Here is an 18,145-nt window from a genome sequence, read left to right as displayed (position 1 = left end):
ATTATTTCCCCACAGCGAACCAGTTAACAGTTATGTTGGGTTGCGTTGTAGTGCCATACCCATCGGTTAAAATTTGGAACTGTGTTGGTGATATGTTTCGTGCATATGCCGACATATTGCCAATTGCTGTGCTTGATACAGATATTGTTACAAAAACTTTATAAGTATCGTTTAAATACGCCGTAGGAAGTGTGATCGTTGGGTGTGAGGTTTCTAGATATGTTTGCACTGTTCCATATTGTTCAATTATTCCGTCAGGTCGTTTGAATGCCTTACCCGGCACCAATTCCACCCATTCGGAACGATCAACCTTATTCCCATTAATCGCCGCTACCTGTTGCGCCAGTGCTTGCATATCAAGTTGTGCGGCATTTAGGGCCACATCAAACGCTTTGATACATGGCAGAACGTAGGCGGTTTTTGGGCGATTTTCTTCAGCTGTTGGGACAACTCTTGATGGATCAAACGTAATTGTAGTGTAGGTTTTGCTTCCACCGCCAACATCTGGATCACCGTATGGTGTCCCTTTAAATGCCCCAGACGATGCTCCACTTGTTTTTGCAACAAATGACCCCGTGATATTCCTGATAGCATCCCCTGCCCAATCACCAGCCGCCTTATCTCCATGTGCAGCCGCAAAATACTTTGTGTAACATGGCAGAATGAAGTACTCTCCACCGTCCCAGCAGTACTTGCCGCATGTACCATCTTGTGCGGCTGCTTCGGCATCCCATGCTGCTTCATCCGTAAGGTGCGTTCCGCCCTTCATCCATTCAAAAAGCTGTGGGTAAAGAGCACAACGTATTTTTTGCTTTACGTTAACGGGAACCGTACCGGGCAACGCTACGTTGTTAGTCGAAAAACAAAGTTCACCAACTGGGACACCAGTAACAGCCCCCCCATGCAATACTACCGTCTTCCTGCTTTATAAGAACCTGCCATGCTTCACCTTCATCAAGTGGCAAGCCGTGGGGGGTGGCATCCTCCAAGTGTACTGTGAACTTCTTGTAGACTTCATTCACAGCCTTTGAGGTTGCTAGTTTTGCTGTACTGGTAGACGTATATGCGCTGCTCATTAAAGACTTGAGCAATTCCCATACACCAAACGGAGTACAAGCAATATTCTGTGCAGTCTCAGCTTTATGTTCTTCCACTGTAGCGAGACGCACAAAACCTGTTTGTGCAGTTGTTGCTAACCGATGCGCTTGCGGATCGGCATTGTGATCAGCCACATCCTGTTTAGTTGCGAGGGCAACAGCAGCGTTGATAACGAGATTCACAACCTCTGCATTTTCAAAGTGCAAAGGTAAACGAATCACCAAATCACGCACAGAACCATTTACGGCAACAGGCTTTTCGGTCTCTGGAAAATTACCTATGCAGAACAGCTTGCCGCTTTCGTCCAACAAGCCAACTTCTCGAATGGTGAAGCCACCTGTATCGGCTGGAATGGCAAATTCAAAAATGAAGGTATTAGGATCGTCAGGATCAACCTTTATTCCTAAGACATCTCCGCGCCATACTTCGTTAACAAGTGTAGTCATCCCCTTATTGGGAATAACGGCTAAACTGTTCCCATCGCCCACAACTGCTTGAGTAAGAGAAAAACTCTCCCCTTGTGTGGATGCAAGCCCTAATGCTTGAAGTCCTGTATCAGTCACTACGGTGTAAAAATCAGGCATACCGTTTCCTAGTTTGCTTTAATTCGACCAAGCTCATAAATAGTCACAACTTCACCGCAAAACACAACTCCGGATACAATCGGCTGCTGTTTCAATGCTGCTGGAGTAAGAGCAATTTTGCCAAGGTGAGAGCGGCAATTTTTAGCCGCAGTCACAACACGTTCAACCTCTTGATAGGTTGCTTCGTCTGCTTTGTAGCCGGCCGGAAGCTGCACCTCTAAGTCGTACGTTCCAGATACGCCCTTCGGCTCTGTTTCCCACCATTGAATTGCACGGACAGTAATTCCCAATGCACCTAGGGCTTCCTCTACAGCTCCGCATGTGCCCTTTTTTTTGTGCACACTTATAGAACGCGCTGTTACCTGCCTTTTCTGCTCCTCACTCCACTCTTCATCCCATTCATCAACCGACCATTCAAACGCCAACCATGGAAGAGCCTCCAATGGACATTCAAACGGGTTTCGCAATGTGTTGATGAGGACAGGTAACGAGAACGAGCGGGCACACGTTTTCTCTAACGCTCGTTCATACTTCGTGGCATTGGAGGGAAGTAGCGTCATTCACTGCTCCCTTGCCCCAAAGTAATCTTGGTACAAAATGCAGCCTCATGCCCTTGAGTGATGATATCCGCGGACGGAGAAACAATGTCTACGCGGGACACACCTGCAATGTGCAAGGCTGCATCGATACCGGAACGGGCAATGCATGTACCGAGTTTATGGTTGTCGGTAACGTACTTTTCCAAATTCTTCCGCGCTTCTTTCAAAACTGTATCTGAGGACGGCCCAGGTAAAATGTGAATTGTTGCCACGACTTCGTACTCCTGAATAACAGCAGGTAGTACCTCAAGATAGTCAGTGAATGGTCGAACATCTTTAGAAAAAACTGCAGCAACGTTATCTAGAATAGCTTTTTCCGGAACCCCATTCTCCTCTTTACCCAGCACGTACAGTTGAACATGCACAGGTGCAGGAGAATGCGGATGTGCATCCTTTACCCCCACAACCGACAGTGCATGAAAGGTGTAGGCACCTTCTGGCCCTGCTGTGCTGAACCCTTCCGGAGCCATCACAATACGCTTCCGAAAATCATCACAAGCCTCATACACAGGTTGTGTTGGCGGGTATGCATTAGGATCGCCTGCATCCAGCAACTTGCGCTGCAATGGAACCGAAGCCGCCAGATGATCCAAATCTGTACCGGTAGCATAGGCAACAAGTACTGCCTTCACTGCCTCATTAATTCGCTGACGCAATAGGAGCTCCCTGTATGCATTAGCTTCAAAGACCTTGTATGCAGGATCAGAAGGGAGCGGCGCCGTAAAATCCGGATCTAGCTCTTCATGATACGCAATAAGCTCTTTAAGAATTTGCTCTACGCTCAAAGATTCAATAATCTTTGGAGGCGCGAGTTGTGAAAGATTGATCGCATTGAATGCACTCATTTAACCTCTACTCCCTCAAGCGTAATTCGCTTACCATCCGGCAAGTATTCACCCACCAGATTGAGTGCGATAACGCCGTGTGACGCCGATGCAATACGCACGCTTGTTAGTTTAAAACGCGGCTCCCAGCGACTTAACGCTTCTACGGTGGCAGCGTAAAATTCAAGGGAAGTTTCAGCATTCACTGGCGCATCAATTAGTGACGGTAACCGCGAACCATACTCTCGGTTTAAAACACGAGTTCCAATTCGGGTTGACAGAATATCGCAAATTGACTGCCGTAAATGCTCTATGCCAGAAAGCCTCTCTCCCGTTTCTTTATTAATGCCATTCATGAGTGCAAACTAGCAGTGTGGAAAGATATATTCCAATGCACTTTGTGACTTTTGATATTTAATTCATATTTTTCTTCATATATAAACCAACATCACGTCTTCATCATGTAAAAAAGGCATTGCAAAAAGCTTACTTTTAGCTTTTTACAATGCCTTTTTATATTTAGTTACATTGCTATTTTGCGATTATATTTATATTACATCATATTTTAGCAGTATAGAATCACAAACTGAACAACGCACAAAAGTGACATCAATCACATAACAAAGGACAAATCTCGAATAAAGAAAAAGTCTGCACACTCCAGCCAGTAAACCAGCTAAGCCATTCACCCGTCATAACTAACTGGGCGACCCAGTCCCGCCTTCCCTGCAACTATGCGTATGCCCATTCAATGAGACATTCGCTACCACATCGCTATCCGTAGTAATTTTACCAGTCGTATGTAGAGAACCATTAAAAGATGCACTCCCTCCATTGCTGCCACCACCTTGAGAAAGCGATCCATTAATTATCGTTTGACCATTTAAAACAATATTCTTTGCGGTAATGCTTGCAAACGTCCCAGCGGTTACATCTACCGAATCATCTGCTGTAGCAGATATATTTTTCCCTGCTGCCGCTTCGATGTTCCCTGTCGCAACAACTGAAACATCACCTTTAATGGCCGCAGTAAGTTTATGAGTTGATCTGTTGTACATAATTTCAGAACCGTCCTTATAGACGGTTTTCTGTATTTCAGGACTGTTCTCCGGCGCAGCGAACTTAGACTGGTTCAACACTCCTATAATTACACCCAAAGCTTGCCCGGGAGGCGTAATTACAAATACCTGTTCGTCCACCTCCAAAGAGTCATACGTGAGGTTTCCCGCAGCTCTTCTTGTGAGCCACGGTAAGTAATCTGTTACGACTGCTCCAAATGCCACTCGCGCTCTGTTCTCACCATAGTCAACAGAATGCACAGTCCCTATCCGCACCATGTTATTAAACTGCCGATTTAATTCAGCCAGTTCAAAACTCATCAGACACCCCTCTTATATACCAGCGTGTATTTATCGATATGTTTAAGTCCTATCTCGGGAGCCATGGATACATAGACTTCCTCAGGCGGTATGAAATCATCGATAGAACTTGATGATTCGAGACATATTGAGACTCGAAATTCAAGCAACCACGGTGACAAATGAGACAGTGCAGGTAATGACGAATCCTGTGCAGCTTGTAAAAAACGCGTCCCTCTCATGGACAACTCGAAGTTATTTCCATTAATCAAGAGAGCTACCGCCGCAACAAGCTCGCGAAGCTTTCTCTCTTTACCTGCTCCGTCGTACGCTCCCAAAATACGCCCTTCAAAATGCAAATCGACCGCCAACAGACCATTGCCCGTTTCAGTATCACGAACAAATGAAGGCATGGATAAAACAAAGGCTGGTAGCGGACACGGCGTATTACCCGAACCTCCTTCAGTATCTATTGCCAAGGAAGTGTAATCCTCAACAGTCTGGAACAACGGAAAAGCGGTGCGTACTGCCTCTAGAATACCGTTGTGCACCTCCTCAACTGTCACCCCACTATTATTGTTTTGCTGTAAATCTTTTTCCATTTCTGCTCCGTCTCAAGACAGTGAAAGATTTATGGATGCCAAAAGCACGCTTTCACGCACCATCGGCTTTCGCTCCATTTCCCGATGGTGCAGCTGTACATAGCTCCGCGCAACGCTTCCAATGCAATTTGTGACCACTCTTTCTTAAAGCCATTTTTTCACTTACAAGTTCAGTAAGTTACGCTATCCCAGTGTTACTTTTGTACGTTACACTGTTACGACTCTGAGCATGCATCCATCGACTGTAGACCATTTTCACTGCTGACACATTCATCCCCAAGGCGTCGGCTATAGCCTGATACCTGACACCTTGCTGCCGCATCTGGATTATTCTCTTATTACGCTCCAGCTTAATAACACTTGAGCACTTGGGAATAGTCAAAGGTTCGCCTGCATACTCCTGAGAAAGTTCACGAGCAGCCTCTTCCCCGATAGTCTTAACCAGCCAATGAGAAGACTTCATGCGGCTAGGACTTGGAACATAGAGACTCCGACATTTAGTTTTTTGCTTGCCCCGCACCAGTTCCATTGTCTTTTCAACTCCAATAACCTCCGCAATGTCCTGTGCCGTAAATGGCAACTGTTCCCGCTGCATCTCCATACCTACCCTTATTGCTTTTCGAATTTGAAACCTCAACGAGGTCACAATCAGACAGTAAAGCCAGACCAAACGCGTACCGTTAAAGCAAATAGCAAACAGAATCGACGTCACATGCGTTATGAAAAACGCTCATTTCTTCCAGACTAATTGTCTCCATCCGCCGTTACAGAAAATAGGCATAACAAGCGATGACCACGTCCCGACTCGCACTTCCGACCTCTTTGGTAGAGCTATGCATGCCCAACGATTCGCGATGAATATGTCCCATTTCTTGCACGTCTAGGCGAGGTGCGAAGCTGTGCAGCACGTCGTTGAAATTCATCAACCCCCGGAACTTCGTAACCGGCAGCAGAAAGCCGCATTGCTGATTCATACGCTTTAATACCAAGCTTGAGTCCAGCAGAAATCAACTTGATCGTTTCCTGTGTCTGTTCATTCATATTATCCGTCTCCTTGCTTATGGTTTCAAAGCAACATCGCACACATTCTATCCAATGCTCTTTTTAAAACTCATTTTGATAATTTGATCTGTTTATTTTATCAAAACAATGTAGCAAAATACATAAACTTGAATTGCTTCGTACATTTTGTACATAAAAAATAATTCATGAAGCATAAAAGATGTTTTCATACTCATTATTCAATATTAGTTATTTTCCTTAATGACTAAATTTTACTTTTTACAATAAAGACATGTAGATTTTTCATCATTTTAAAGTAAAAAACATGCATATTACTTTCACACATTGCTAATTATAGAATTAAGAAACAAAAAAAAAGCATGTACTGATTAAGTACATGCCTTTTATCACTGGTAACAATTTCAAGCTACGTGCATACATTTATATACGTAAAACCTACTTTATCGCTTGCTTCTTACACTACTAAATGTTGCTAGAAAGATTACTCGTAATGTAATGACAAAATTCTACTCACTACAGTAGCAAATAATCCTCTACATAGTAATGCTACAGTAGCTTCAATTTGCCTCTGCTATAAATTTGCGTGGTATAAGTTAGGCCATTGTTCTGAATCAAGCGAAATGTGACACTCATCCCTTCTGAAGAACTGTTTGCCAAATGGGATACGTCGGGGGTATTGATGCTAGTTATCTTGCGTTAACAATACAGCTTATCAAGGAATACAATGCTGAAGCATTCCGACAGCAATCTGTCTGCTGCAGAAAATGCAGAAACATATCTTGCAGATTATCTTGAACACATCCCCGCTATTGTCTGGCGAATCGATATTGTGAGGAATGAAATATCCTTTCTCAACTCATACACTATTCCCACACACGAGGAAAAAGTTCGGGCTATTCTACAGGACACTCAACTTGCTAAAACGATGATTCTGCCTGAAGACAGGGAACAATTTAACAGCTGTTACAAGCAGATTCGTAACCGCATCAAAGCTGCGTGCGTATTCCGGTTACGCCTTGGAAAAGGTGTAACCGGATGGTTCAAACTTGCCTCCATGCCGGACCCTAATCACCACAGTTGTTCCATTGGCGTGCTCATAGACGTTTCCTCACAGGTAAACACTGTACTTGCCACCGATGGCATGCCCACGCTTTCTACCAAAATTGATCTCATCGAAGATCCCGTACTGCTTATCCACTTTTCGGATCGTACCGTCCGTGCCGCTAACAAAGCAGCCAAACAGTTTTTGCAATATGATGACGACAAGCTGCTTTCTTTGACTTTTCAGAAACTTCTGCAACACAACACCAGCACCACCCTGCACCAAGTGTACGAAGGGCTTATTTTCTCAGACAGCTGGAGTGGCAAGCTTAACGTGTCTGACAGTCAAGGCAGAAGCCACCAATGCTCTACTCACATACAGGCAATTGCCCACGCCGAGGAAAACTTGCTGTGGGTCACCATGAAACACAACAATGACTGCCTTACGTGCAAAGGCACCCCAGTTCACGGTAATGAGGCAGTACCGCTAGAAGCCATCACAAAATCTATGCGGAAATGTAGCACCATAAAAGAGCTACTAGAAACCATGCTCAAGGCACTCCCTTCCGACTCCCCAACGGATGCCATTATGCTGTCTCGCATTTTCATTGATAAGAATACCGTGGTCGTTATAGGAGCTGGAGAACCCTTTGAAACCGTGTCGGAAAACCATATCCATCCATACGAAGGGTCCATCGCCGAAAACATTGTCCGTTTCGACCTACAAAGCCACGTGGTCATGGAAACATCCAAGAGCATTAAGCCAATAGACTGGGCACTTTTCATTCCGCGCGGCATTCGTTCCTACTATGCCCAACCTTTTTATGAAAAAGATGTCCTAACAAGTGTTCTTATCTTCTGTTCCACGAAAGGGCAGAGCTACGATCCAGACGCGAACGCCCCGCTGCTTGCGCTTCACGAAGAATTTTTGAAGAACCTTAAGCGCTGTATGCGCGACAGGTAACAATACTGGCCCAACCACTTTGCTAAAAATTATCAGGCGCAACAGAAAAAACTCTGCTGCGCCATTTTTTTTTGCCCCATTCCCCCTTGTTTCAGACAACAGGTCATACTGTTCTATTTCAGACAGTTATAATGCCGTCATGACCACTACAGACTATGAGACACAGAAATTGGCTCAACCAGTTTGTCTGCAAATATCCTACAATCCCTTGCCCTTCGAGTTCTGCCTCAATAAAAGAACATTCAGGCGACAGTTAGCGCTTACAAACATAAAACTGGTTGGACTAGATATGGCTTCAACGCAACGACCACTTCTTTGTCAAAAGATTACAGCAATGCTTCAGGGTAGCTCTTTCTCCATTGGAGATCGGCTACCTGGAGAACGCCGTCTTGCCGAAATGTTCAACACAAGCCGAAACACCATTCGAGAAGTACTCTGTAATCTCGAAACCATGGGATACTTAGAGATCCGCGAAAAAAGTGGCTGCTACCTGAAAAGCAAGGAAGGCCGCATCAGCTGGGAAATGCTTCGCAGGCGCAAAAGCCTCATCGCGAACCGCCAAATCATCGAGACTCTCATGTTTATGGCACCAAAGCTTGCACGAGCCGAAGCGTCCCGCCTTTCAGCCAATGACATTGGAAAACTGGAAACAGCCACGTCAAAACTTGGTGAGGCTATTGTTAATTTCGACTTGCCAACAGTCAGTCGCGAATACATCGGATTTTTTCTGGCGTTGGCAGAGGTCTCCGGAAACGACTACCTCATCTTGCTCATGAAAGAGCTCGCCAAGGCCTCCCAAAATATTGAGCACGGTGGAACCAGCCTTTCAGAAGTGCAGATACACTCCCTGTTTGCCTATCATGTGGAACTGTTCAATGCCCTGAAGAATGGCCAGCCCGATCAGGCAGAAACGCTTGCCGAACGTTGTATGCAAACGTTCTATCAGCTGATTCTTCCTGAATAATAAGAAAAGAAAACAGTTATGAAACGAAGAGAATTTTTTAGCCGCCTCATTCCCGGAAAAAGCCAGAAAAAGAATGTGTCAGAAACTGCTCACCAGAAGGAATCACTTCCAAAGACTCCGATGACTGAAAACGAGCGATTTTTGCGCGCCATGGCACTGGGAATTGACCCGGCTACAGTAACACCCGGGCAACTAGAAGAACTGGTTTCCGAATAGAAACCATCAACCTAACTCTAGAATAGCGTAGTTGGGACACGAGGACTGATCACCTTCGCGACGAACTCGTAAAGGATTAGTAACATGGACAATAGTAGTTTCAGCTACCTTGAAAGTCGAAAATTGGTCAAACGCTGGAATGGCCCAATTCCGGCTTTGGTTAATACGATTATCATTTTTGCATTCTTTTATGTAACTTGGTGGATTTTCCAAGACCCGCGCGGAATTATGCGCATGTATACCCCGTATGTGGGTTACATGGTCTGCCGTTGGCTCCTGATTCTGTTCATCTGGGTGGCCTATATTTTTGATTTTTGGCCGTTTAAACGATCATGGCTCCAAAAGACGCATCCTTTGATTAAAGGTTCGGTGCTTACACTCGTCAGCGTCGCAGCCATGATCATTCTTATGAAAGGCTTCTTTGTAGAAATTCTTGGTAACTTCGGTATCCCTTACTTCAACCCTGCACGGCTTGAAGCTATGGGCATCACGGATTTTTATTCTATCGAATATGCAGCTGAAGCCATTATGATGTTTGCGGCAATTGCCTCTTGGCTTTCTCCAAGCTGGGTTGTTGCGTGTGAAAATGCACCGTGGCAAGACTTAAAACAGCCTGCTCGAGGCATTACAATTGTCCTCGTAACGTTCTTCTTCAGCATGATTGTCTTCTTTTTGACCATGCACTCCCACATGGCGATTCTCTTTTACCCTTGGCAAAAATTCACCGCAATTTGTCCGCCTTATTGGGAAGATTTTGCCAATACGGTTTCCGGTAACTTCCATATCGCATGGATTATGTGTTGTACCGTAATTGTTTGGGTTTATGAAACTATTTGGGAACGCTACCCTTTCAACCTTATTAAGAACAATGCGCTGCGCCGCACAACGTCCTTCTTTGGAATTATCGCCATCGCCGTTGCACTGTGCTTTTTCCTGTTCTACGCACAGGATCTCGTTTGGGGCGAAACCATTCGCGGCACCCGTCGTATTATGGCTCCGGACTGGCGCTGGTTGCACGTTGGCGAAATGGCTATTTTCTGGCTTGTTCCAACGCTGTTCCTCAACTTCTATTGCGGAAACTGGCCGACCAAGTTCAGTCGTCCAGTCAATGTATGCATCCGTACCCTGCTGACAGCTGCTTTAGCTGTGCTTGTCTATGTAGTTTACTACAAAACTTCTCATCTCTTCCTTGGCACTCAGAAAGGTATTTCCCACCCACAGCAGTTCCCGATGATTCCTATGATCTGGCTGATCAACATTTTCTTGATCAACGTCTGGTTCATGGACGGTTGGCCTGGTTGGAAGGCTGTACCTAAAACCCAAGAAGAGCTTGAAGAAATCAAGGAAGAAGTTGTTGCACATGACGTGAAGTGGTCCCCGGGTATTGCCAAAGGCCTTATCTTTGGTCTGGCTATCGGTCTGGCGCTTTATTTCGCTGTGATCAGTATTCTGCCGTGGATTGGCACCAACTTCACCATCATTAAGTAAGCGCAGGGAATAAGGAGCGATAGAATGAGCAACGACAAAAAGAACCTCAGCAGACGCGACTTCGTCAAAGGAGCCGCAACCGGCCTTGTGGCAGGCGCTTTTGCTGGTATGGGTATGTATTCCTATAGCCCGATGGCTTATGACAGTCTTGAGAAACCGCAGCGTAAACAGCACGACTTCGGTGCATGCCGCAATGTCCGTGTGACCAACATTTCTGAAACAAGTTGGTTTAACAACGCACACCTCATCGGCGATATTCATGAAGCTGGCGGTCTGCTCGTTAACCAGTACACCTTGAACTGGCCACCGTTCGCCAACGGCAAAGGCTCAGCTCAGGGTAACTACGAAGAAGGCATCGGTTCTATCAAAGAACTGCTTCCAAACGACTTAAAGAAAGCTTGGGAAATCCAGAAAGAGCTCGCTTTGCATCCTGATAACGCCGGGGGTTACTCCTGCCTTATCGAAGTAGAAGCTCTGGACGGAACCATCCATAAATACCTACTAGACACTGGTTGGTCTTACGAATGGATGGAAGATAGCTTTAAGCGCGAAGGCATCGACAAAATGCTGCGCGATCAAGAAATTGAAGCCCTGATCATCTCGCATGAACACTGGGATCATTTCTGGGGTCTGCCTGCAACCGTGAAATATGACAACCGCATCCCGTTGTATGTTCACGATGGCTTTTATGAAGAAGGTCTCCAGTACATTGAAGATTGTGGCTACAAGGGCGACCTGACCATTGTAGACCAACCCATTACTGAAATTGTACCGGGCATGGCAGTACTTAAATTCGACGTACCTATCATCAACCGTGTATTCGGTGAAACTTCTCTCGCGTTCAACATTAAGGATCGCGGCCTAGTACTGATCTCCGGTTGTTGTCATCAGGGCATCCTCAAGTTTGCAGACTTTGCCTACACCAACTTGAAATATGATAATGACAAGTTCTACGGCATCTATGGTGGCCTGCATATCTCGCCTTTCGAGGACTGGGACCCGAAATATGACGACCTTGTGATCTCCCTCGGCCAATGGGGCTTTGAGCGCATCGGCTGCAACCATTGCACCGGTCATCTTACCGCTAAGAAGTTTATCGAGGCTGGTTATCCTGTTGTTCGGGGTACTGCTCGTTTCCGTTCTGCCTCAAAGGATTACCTTGGCAACGGCGATAAAATTACTTTCGGCTGCTAAATAACTTCCTATATCTATAAAGGTCTGCCCTGCTTTTCATAGCGGGGCAGACCACCTATAAACGAGAACGACCATGAACCTTTCCGCCATTCTTCCTCCGCAGCGAAACAAAAAAGGGCAGCTAAATCTGCCGGAAGTGCTGGTTAATTGCATTTTAGCAGCCTGCCAGCATGATGAATTTAAACGGTTAGTCGGTTGGAAAGGTCTAGCTGTGTGTCCTATGGGTATGCAGGCATGGACCATGAAGTTCCGCACCCGATCAGGGGTGTACGGCCTTTTAGCTGAACAGAATTCTGAAAGTGATTCCAATCAGCAAGCCGCTCTCGGTTTGTACTATTTTCCTTCCCCTGACGAGCCGTTGCTTGAGTCTATGTCTCTTGCCGCCAACCATGCGGTAGTACAGGACGACTATACGCAGATGCTCCGACAGTTTTCGTCCCGCATCCAGTGGGCAGCTCCTTTTCGTATCGCCTCTTTAACCTTTACGCTAGGGGCAGAAGAAGATGCGCTAAGCTTGCAGATGTGTGCTGATGACTGCAAGCTGTGTATTGCACAAGATGGTGTTGCAACCAATGATGGTCAGTGGATTATTGCACCGGGTGAAGCTGAGGAAGAAATCCCGGCTCATGCCATCGCAACAGATTTTTACCTTGTACTTGCCGCTGCCGTTTCTAACAGCCTCGGAACGCCTCCCTGCCGGTTTGGTAGAAGCGAAGTTGCAAGCAAAGGTGTTGGCTATGACGCACAGGGCAACACCTTTTCTATTTCCCAAAAAATACTCACCCTCACAGACGTCCTCGGGTGGGGGAAAAAAGAAACTGTTGAAAGACTTGCATCCACTGTTCTTTCAACGCCTACTGTTTCAGGAAACGCACCCAACAGGAAGACCCTCCCCGAACCTATCCGCTCAGCGCTTTTTTGGGAGACTCACGACCTTGCCGCCATTGCTGACAAGGGTGAGCATGAGTATGCATTTGACACTCGCCCAAGTCTCATAGTGCTTAGCGGATTTCTCGGTGCTGGGAAAACCACGTTCCTGAATCAGATTCTTGAATACCATGCGGCTCGTGATGAACTGGTCGCGATTATCCAAAACGAAATAGGTAAGACCGGTGTTGACGGTAAGCTGCTTGAAGGAGATGACTCCATCATTGAACTGGATGAAGGATGTGTCTGTTGTACTCTGGCAGGCAATCTTTCTAAAGGGATTGAGCAGCTTAAAAGCCAATTCAGTCCAAAAGTTATCGTGCTGGAAACGACTGGATTGGCAAATCCGTTTAATATTCTGGGCGAACTGGGCACACTACGTCCACATGTTCGGTTAGACTCCATCACTACACTGGTGGACGCTGAAAATGCTCCGGCGTTGCTTGCGGAAAGTGACATCGCTCGTAATCAGGTTAAGGCTGCAGACACCATCATCATCAACAAGTGCGACTTAATTTCTGAACATGAACAGCAGGCGCTGACTGAACGCCTATGCACATTGAACAGTCGTGCTCTTATGGTGAAAACTAAGCACGGCGCTATAAATCCCGGAACACTTTACGACTTCGACCCCCTTACACAACTTGCGGCAGGACTTCTGCCTAGCCCTTTAACATCTCCACAGCACACACACGCCATGGAAGGGTTTACTTCCAGTCGTTTCACTTTTAGTAAAACTTTACTACGAGATGAACTATTGAACACTTTGCAATTGTTGCCGAAAGAGATATTCCGACTCAAAGGGATTGTAAAAATAGCCGAAGATGATCAGCCCAATGTGGTGCAATATGTTTCCGGCCGTTATGAAATCTCGCATCTTGGCAGTGAATTTGTTGACGAGAGTTTTCTCGTAGCCATTGGACGAGATATGGATCTTTCAATACTAGAAAAGTTGGAACGGGGGCATGCATGAACATTCTTCAACAAGGCGGCTTAATGATGTGGCCGCTTCTTATCCTCTCTATTGCATCCTTTGCAGTTGTGGCCGAGCGTTTCGTGATATTCACAACACGCCGCTTTCCTACAACGGATAACCTTAGAGATCTCTTTACGCTCGCCCGAAACGGTGACAAAGAAGCTGCCCTTGAGCTAGTAGAAAACGACGCGCCAACCTATCTGCCTTTGTTCAAAATTCTTTTCAGTGACAGCCCTGAAAAAGAAAAAGGACAAGAGTTGCAGGTTGCAGGCGAGAGCCTTCTGTTCTCTCTAAGCAGACGTCTGGATTTTCTCTCTACTGTGGTTGCAACCGCACCGCTTATTGGATTGCTGGGAACCGTATTCGGTATGATTGAAGCATTTTCACGACTTTCTGCATCCAACAACGTGGATATTACGATGCTTGCCGGTGGCATCTGGCAGGCATTACTAACCACAGCAGCTGGGCTTTGCATTACTATTCCAACTTTGCTCGCTCATGGTTGGTTTTGCAGACAACATGAAAAGACTGCTTATGCTATGCAGCGCGCAAGCAATGCCTTTCTCGAACAAGAGCTGTAGAGAACACTATGATCTCGTTCAAACAGCATTCGCCGCGTCCGGCTAGTCCCAATTTGACATCACTTTTGGATGTCGTGTTCATTCTTCTGATCTTTTTTGTGATCTCAGCGGTCGTTACGGTGAAAGGCATTTCCATGGAACTACCACCCGCTGAATCTTCCAAACCAGTTTCCGGCAAGTCCATGGAAATTGAATTGCATTCAAACGGTGATCTCTTTTGCGACACAAAACCCGTCACACTTCACGACCTTTCACACCGACTTCGTATTCTTGCTGAAAAGCCTTTTGCCATGCAGCCCGAGCATTTCTTACTCAAATCTGCCCCGCAGGCACGGGTACAGCAATTTATCTCCATCGTAGATGTTTTACGGAAACATGGTTTTAGCAACCTTGTAATTGTTACAAACAGCAAAAAAGCACAACAAGAGACTGAGGGGAATCTATGACCCCGCGCCAACTGTTATGCTTGTGTATTGTAGGCTCATTTTTTTTTCACGTCTGGTTGGTGCAGCAAACGTGGACGGCTGAACCAGTTGTGAGCGACGGATATATTGTTGTGCCCATGAATTTTGAGGTGGCTGCGAGTAAGCCAAGTGACGCCCTTGCCTTAGAGCAAGGGGTTGAAGAACCTTCTGATGCAAAAGATTGCGAAGAAGCAGCACAACGGCTGATGCGACTTGCAGTGAAAAGCTACTTAAAAGAAGTCCACATAGCGATTGAACACCGAAAATTTCTTCCCGGAAACGGCGATCTTTCTAAGCTGATAGGTAATGTTCTCTACTCCTTCCATATCCAACCGGATGATAGCTTCACAGACATCCGGCTCGTGCGTTCTTCCGGTGATTCATCCCTTGATGCGGCTGCACGTCGAGCCATTGTCGCGGCTAGCGGAGTAACAAAACGACCAAAAATGATTCGCGGTCAACAATTCACCGTCAGCATCACGGTCAAATATCAATACAGCATGTAGTAACTCACTGCTGGGCCAAGCTGTTGGCTCAAACTGCTGGTTCAAACTGACTTCAAGCTTCAACACAGCCACCATGTACTACAAGACTATTCACAAGAAACAGCACTCTTACCCTAATGCCTTCCACATTCTCAAACTAATGTGTTCGCAATTGGGCAAGCTCTCCACGCAATTTTTCTAAAACATTTGCGAAGGCTTGCTCTGAATGCAGAATCATATCCAATTGGCGGGTGTGCATAAGCAAATGCCCCACTACATAGAGCCTCTGCTTTATATCTTCTTCTGACATGTTTTCACATCGAGCCGTAAGTCTGTCCTTTACAACAGTAACTCTAAAATCGTGCTCATCCAAAATTATTGCAATGAGGCGAACCCTTGCGTTCTTTTTTTGCAGATCAGCTGCACCACCGGAAAACTTCATTGATATAAAGTTTTCTGCGGATACATTCCCACCAAGAGTTTCCACTGTGCAGAAATGATAGCCAAACCGGAACTGTAGGCAGCAGAACTTGCTGCTTATGAGAAAGTAATTACGCATGGTGTAGATAGAACTTGCATCTGGAACAAGAGAAGGATCACACGTAGATTCTGCAAGAATAGTTAAAAAACTTTTCGCGCTTACAGGTGGCGGACCTGCCCATTTTACAGCCGTCATCCCTTTCCAGATGGCATGCATGGGAACAGAAGAAATATTATCAAATGTTACAAATTTCCCCGTCGGATACGTTATGAAACCATCATCTAAATCCACAACCCAATATTGCATGGGACATTTTTCATAAAGCTGTTTTGTCTTACCAGATGGAATATGCATATCGCGTCCGACTCGAAACATTTCATCGATTGCGTATTCATGACAGAATCGTGTGATGTCATGAAGTGTTGTACAGTTTTCTGCGGTAAATTCAGGACTTGTTGGATCGGTTAAATGCAGCGGAACAATTTTCTCCACCGCTGATGCAAGCATTTCATACACAGGGGTGCCTTTCATGGAACGACTTTTTTGACTCCATAGCGCTAACAGCGCATCCACTTTCCCTGCATACACCTTTCTATATTGTGCATCCAACGTAGCGTTGCCCTTGTACAAGGCTAGATTTTCAACATTCCCGACTCCAAAAATTCCCGGAACTCCATACTCTCTAGCAACGGTTGCAAGATGCCCCGCACGTGAGCCCGTTCCTGAAATAACACCACTGGCTTTTGACAACAGCGGCGCCCACCTTGGTGATGCATACTGAACAACCAAAATGGCACCTTCTGGAAACATCAGTGCGTCTACTTCTCGTTGAACAAAAACTAACTCTCCATACCCGACACCAGTAGAAACCGTATCCCCACCGGAAAGAAGCAAAGGTTCTGCAACCTCAATTGAATGTTCTATGCACGACGACTGAAACAAGGGTCTGCTTTGAAGGAACAGTATCTCTCTGTCTTTAGTCATCCCCCATTCAATGTCTTGCGGGCAGCCGTAATGCTTTTCAATCCTCGCAGCATAACTCTGCAACGATTTAAGTTCATCAAGCGTTAGCACTGGAACATATTGCAAACTCAGAGGAACAGAAACAAGCTCAACGCCTCCATCTACAGAAACATACTGCTTCTCTTTATTAGCAATATCCTGCTCAACAACAGCCGCGCCTTCACTCTGATCCTTACGCATTGTAACGATGTCCGCCGCAACTCTGCCATCCACAACACCCTTTGGCAGTCCATAAGCGGCATGGATTGTGGATACGTTCTGTGAACAGGCAATCGGGTCAGTACTGTAAATTACTCCGCCCGCTATCACGTTTTGCATTGGCATAATGGCAACACACACAGCAAGATCACGTGCCGCAAGCCCCTTTGCTTTACGATAAGCAACCGCTTCGGGAGAATATTTAGACGCGACAACTTCTTTCCATGCAGCAAGGATTTCATCATTGGCAACATTCAAACGGGAAAGATACTGCCCTGCAAATGCGTGATGCCGACCATCTTCACCGACAGCACTACTTCTGACGGCAAAAGAGTGTAGGGAAGAATCACCCATGTCTTTGACCAGACGAAGAATCTCTGTAGAAATTTCTTCCGGCACAGAGGCTTTCATAATATCCTGACGAATTTTTGAACACACTGCATACAGTTCTGTAAGGGAGTGAGACGTTACTTGTCGTAATCTGCGGTCGCACACTTCATGAAGTTCATTATGACGCATGAACACCCAAAAAGCGTTCGAGGTTGTTGCAACGCCATCGGGAACCGGTACACCGACGTTGTTCTTCAATTCACCAAGATTTGCAGCCTTCCCGCCTACAACAGATGCGTCGCTTGCGGTAATCTGTGAAAAAGGCATGACAAGAGGACTCTCTGTACTGGAGGGAATACTCAACAGCTCGTTGTTCAACGTTTTTTGAATCTCCAAAAAGCGTTTTTTTATCGGAGCAAATTTTTCAGGAGAATATCCCTCAATGCTCGAAATAAGCTGGTACACAGCAGTATTGACGCGTGTAACTTGAGTTCGAACATACGTCGCGTCAAACTCGTCCCCTTCCGCCAATGTCAGCTCCATCTGCGCCATGACGTCCAGAGCTTTATTGTTCGCACTTATTAAGCGTTTAAAATTGGACGCTGCTTTAGTAAAATCTTGCTGCAAAACCTCTTCCCCTCCGTCATTATCGGAAGAGAAGAGGCGTTGAGTCGTTTCAGCAAGTCCCTTCAAGCAATGTAAAACTTGATGAAGGATCTTCATTC

The 18,145-nt window shown here is 45.9% G+C and carries 19 protein-coding genes; 9 read left to right on the top strand and 10 right to left on the bottom strand.

Annotated elements, in window-relative coordinates; translation table 11 throughout:
- Position 1: 1 nt before the first annotated feature.
- The 9 genes from MKHDV_RS08350 to MKHDV_RS08310 form a co-directional block, all read right to left on the bottom strand.
- Positions 2-907, bottom strand: coding sequence for a hypothetical protein (locus MKHDV_RS08350; RefSeq protein WP_160714202.1), 906 nt, complete (start codon positions 905-907; stop codon positions 2-4).
- Complete coding sequence (locus MKHDV_RS08345; RefSeq protein WP_160714200.1) at positions 870-1,682, bottom strand: phage tail protein; 813 nt, start codon at positions 1,680-1,682, stop codon at positions 870-872. Before MKHDV_RS08345 ends, MKHDV_RS08350 begins: the two co-directional genes overlap by 38 nt.
- Positions 1,683-1,690: 8 nt before the next feature.
- A complete protein-coding gene (locus MKHDV_RS08340; protein ID WP_160714198.1) occupies positions 1,691-2,242 on the bottom strand; it encodes a phage tail protein I in 552 nt (183 codons plus the stop codon).
- Positions 2,239-3,126 carry a baseplate J/gp47 family protein gene (locus MKHDV_RS08335; RefSeq protein ID WP_160714196.1) on the bottom strand — a complete coding sequence of 296 codons (888 nt, stop codon included), beginning with the start codon at positions 3,124-3,126 and terminating at the stop codon, positions 2,239-2,241. The genes MKHDV_RS08340 and MKHDV_RS08335 overlap by 4 nt, the downstream gene beginning before the upstream one ends.
- The gene (locus MKHDV_RS08330) at positions 3,123-3,461 is read right to left on the bottom strand and encodes a GPW/gp25 family protein (RefSeq protein WP_160714194.1); all 339 of its coding nucleotides are present in this window, start codon (positions 3,459-3,461) and stop codon (positions 3,123-3,125) included. Before MKHDV_RS08330 ends, MKHDV_RS08335 begins: the two co-directional genes overlap by 4 nt.
- 342 nt (positions 3,462-3,803) lie before the next feature.
- Positions 3,804-4,484: a phage baseplate assembly protein V gene (locus MKHDV_RS08325; protein WP_160714192.1), complete on the bottom strand. Its 681-nt coding sequence runs from the start codon at positions 4,482-4,484 to the stop codon at positions 3,804-3,806.
- A complete protein-coding gene (locus tag MKHDV_RS08320) occupies positions 4,484-5,065 on the bottom strand; it encodes a hypothetical protein (RefSeq protein WP_160714190.1) in 582 nt (193 codons plus the stop codon). Before MKHDV_RS08320 ends, MKHDV_RS08325 begins: the two co-directional genes overlap by 1 nt.
- A gap of 178 nt (positions 5,066-5,243) precedes the next feature.
- On the bottom strand, positions 5,244-5,666 hold the full coding sequence (locus MKHDV_RS08315; protein WP_160714188.1) for a hypothetical protein: 423 nt from the start codon (positions 5,664-5,666) through the stop codon (positions 5,244-5,246).
- A 230-nt stretch (positions 5,667-5,896) separates the two neighbouring features.
- Positions 5,897-6,106, bottom strand: a complete 210-nt coding sequence (locus tag MKHDV_RS08310; RefSeq protein WP_160714186.1) for a hypothetical protein — start codon at positions 6,104-6,106, stop codon at positions 5,897-5,899.
- A gap of 706 nt (positions 6,107-6,812) precedes the next feature.
- Between MKHDV_RS08310 and MKHDV_RS08305 the strand changes: the two genes are divergently transcribed.
- The 9 genes from MKHDV_RS08305 (at position 6,813) to MKHDV_RS08265 (ending at position 15,409) form a co-directional block, all read left to right on the top strand.
- The gene (locus MKHDV_RS08305; protein ID WP_160714184.1) at positions 6,813-8,093 is read left to right on the top strand and encodes a diguanylate cyclase; all 1,281 of its coding nucleotides are present in this window, start codon (positions 6,813-6,815) and stop codon (positions 8,091-8,093) included.
- A 289-nt stretch (positions 8,094-8,382) separates the two neighbouring features.
- Positions 8,383-9,057 (top strand): FadR/GntR family transcriptional regulator, encoded by a 675-nt coding sequence (locus MKHDV_RS08300; protein ID WP_160714182.1) that lies wholly within the window; start codon positions 8,383-8,385, stop codon positions 9,055-9,057.
- An 18-nt stretch (positions 9,058-9,075) separates the two neighbouring features.
- Positions 9,076-9,273: a hypothetical protein gene (locus MKHDV_RS08295; RefSeq protein WP_160714180.1), complete on the top strand. Its 198-nt coding sequence runs from the start codon at positions 9,076-9,078 to the stop codon at positions 9,271-9,273.
- An 84-nt stretch (positions 9,274-9,357) separates the two neighbouring features.
- Positions 9,358-10,761, top strand: a complete 1,404-nt coding sequence (locus tag MKHDV_RS08290) for a hypothetical protein (protein ID WP_160714178.1) — start codon at positions 9,358-9,360, stop codon at positions 10,759-10,761.
- A 24-nt stretch (positions 10,762-10,785) separates the two neighbouring features.
- Positions 10,786-11,955: an MBL fold metallo-hydrolase gene (locus tag MKHDV_RS08285; RefSeq protein WP_160714176.1), complete on the top strand. Its 1,170-nt coding sequence runs from the start codon at positions 10,786-10,788 to the stop codon at positions 11,953-11,955.
- Positions 11,956-12,028: 73 nt separating this feature from the next.
- Positions 12,029-13,855 carry a GTP-binding protein gene (locus MKHDV_RS08280; RefSeq protein ID WP_160714174.1) on the top strand — a complete coding sequence of 609 codons (1,827 nt, stop codon included), beginning with the start codon at positions 12,029-12,031 and terminating at the stop codon, positions 13,853-13,855.
- Positions 13,852-14,439 carry a MotA/TolQ/ExbB proton channel family protein gene (locus MKHDV_RS08275; RefSeq protein ID WP_160714172.1) on the top strand — a complete coding sequence of 196 codons (588 nt, stop codon included), beginning with the start codon at positions 13,852-13,854 and terminating at the stop codon, positions 14,437-14,439. The genes MKHDV_RS08280 and MKHDV_RS08275 overlap by 4 nt, the downstream gene beginning before the upstream one ends.
- Before the next feature lie 8 nt (positions 14,440-14,447).
- A complete protein-coding gene (locus tag MKHDV_RS08270; protein ID WP_160714170.1) occupies positions 14,448-14,885 on the top strand; it encodes a biopolymer transporter ExbD in 438 nt (145 codons plus the stop codon).
- A gap of 116 nt (positions 14,886-15,001) precedes the next feature.
- A complete protein-coding gene (locus MKHDV_RS08265) occupies positions 15,002-15,409 on the top strand; it encodes a TonB family protein (RefSeq protein WP_254060439.1) in 408 nt (135 codons plus the stop codon).
- Positions 15,410-15,545: 136 nt separating this feature from the next.
- On the opposite strand, the gene MKHDV_RS08260 is transcribed toward MKHDV_RS08265, so the two are convergent.
- Entirely contained in the window at positions 15,546-18,143 is a 2,598-nt protein-coding gene (locus MKHDV_RS08260) for a PEP/pyruvate-binding domain-containing protein (RefSeq protein ID WP_160714166.1), read from the bottom strand.
- Between the last annotated feature and the right edge of the window lie 2 nt (positions 18,144-18,145).

It is taken from the genome of Halodesulfovibrio sp. MK-HDV (assembly GCF_009914765.1).
Lineage (GTDB): Bacteria > Desulfobacterota > Desulfovibrionia > Desulfovibrionales > Desulfovibrionaceae > Halodesulfovibrio.
The sequence above is the reverse complement of the archived record's forward strand: the minus strand, read 5'-3'. Positions and strand labels throughout refer to the sequence as shown.

Coding starts and splice junctions, on each gene's coding strand:
- MKHDV_RS08300 (WP_160714182.1), top strand. CDS start 8,383: ATGGCTTCAACGCAACGACCACTTCTTTGTCAAAAGATTACAGCAATG.
- MKHDV_RS08305 (WP_160714184.1), top strand. CDS start 6,813: ATGCTGAAGCATTCCGACAGCAATCTGTCTGCTGCAGAAAATGCAGAA.
- MKHDV_RS08320 (WP_160714190.1), bottom strand. CDS start 5,065: ATGGAAAAAGATTTACAGCAAAACAATAATAGTGGGGTGACAGTTGAG.
- MKHDV_RS08260 (WP_160714166.1), bottom strand. CDS start 18,143: ATGAAGATCCTTCATCAAGTTTTACATTGCTTGAAGGGACTTGCTGAA.
- MKHDV_RS08345 (WP_160714200.1), bottom strand. CDS start 1,682: ATGCCTGATTTTTACACCGTAGTGACTGATACAGGACTTCAAGCATTA.
- MKHDV_RS08315 (WP_160714188.1), bottom strand. CDS start 5,666: ATGGAGATGCAGCGGGAACAGTTGCCATTTACGGCACAGGACATTGCG.
- MKHDV_RS08285 (WP_160714176.1), top strand. CDS start 10,786: ATGAGCAACGACAAAAAGAACCTCAGCAGACGCGACTTCGTCAAAGGA.
- MKHDV_RS08310 (WP_160714186.1), bottom strand. CDS start 6,106: ATGAATGAACAGACACAGGAAACGATCAAGTTGATTTCTGCTGGACTC.
- MKHDV_RS08295 (WP_160714180.1), top strand. CDS start 9,076: ATGAAACGAAGAGAATTTTTTAGCCGCCTCATTCCCGGAAAAAGCCAG.
- MKHDV_RS08340 (WP_160714198.1), bottom strand. CDS start 2,242: ATGACGCTACTTCCCTCCAATGCCACGAAGTATGAACGAGCGTTAGAG.
- MKHDV_RS08290 (WP_160714178.1), top strand. CDS start 9,358: ATGGACAATAGTAGTTTCAGCTACCTTGAAAGTCGAAAATTGGTCAAA.
- MKHDV_RS08330 (WP_160714194.1), bottom strand. CDS start 3,461: ATGAATGGCATTAATAAAGAAACGGGAGAGAGGCTTTCTGGCATAGAG.
- MKHDV_RS08275 (WP_160714172.1), top strand. CDS start 13,852: ATGAACATTCTTCAACAAGGCGGCTTAATGATGTGGCCGCTTCTTATC.
- MKHDV_RS08265 (WP_254060439.1), top strand. CDS start 15,002: ATGAATTTTGAGGTGGCTGCGAGTAAGCCAAGTGACGCCCTTGCCTTA.
- MKHDV_RS08335 (WP_160714196.1), bottom strand. CDS start 3,126: ATGAGTGCATTCAATGCGATCAATCTTTCACAACTCGCGCCTCCAAAG.
- MKHDV_RS08325 (WP_160714192.1), bottom strand. CDS start 4,484: ATGAGTTTTGAACTGGCTGAATTAAATCGGCAGTTTAATAACATGGTG.
- MKHDV_RS08270 (WP_160714170.1), top strand. CDS start 14,448: ATGATCTCGTTCAAACAGCATTCGCCGCGTCCGGCTAGTCCCAATTTG.
- MKHDV_RS08280 (WP_160714174.1), top strand. CDS start 12,029: ATGAACCTTTCCGCCATTCTTCCTCCGCAGCGAAACAAAAAAGGGCAG.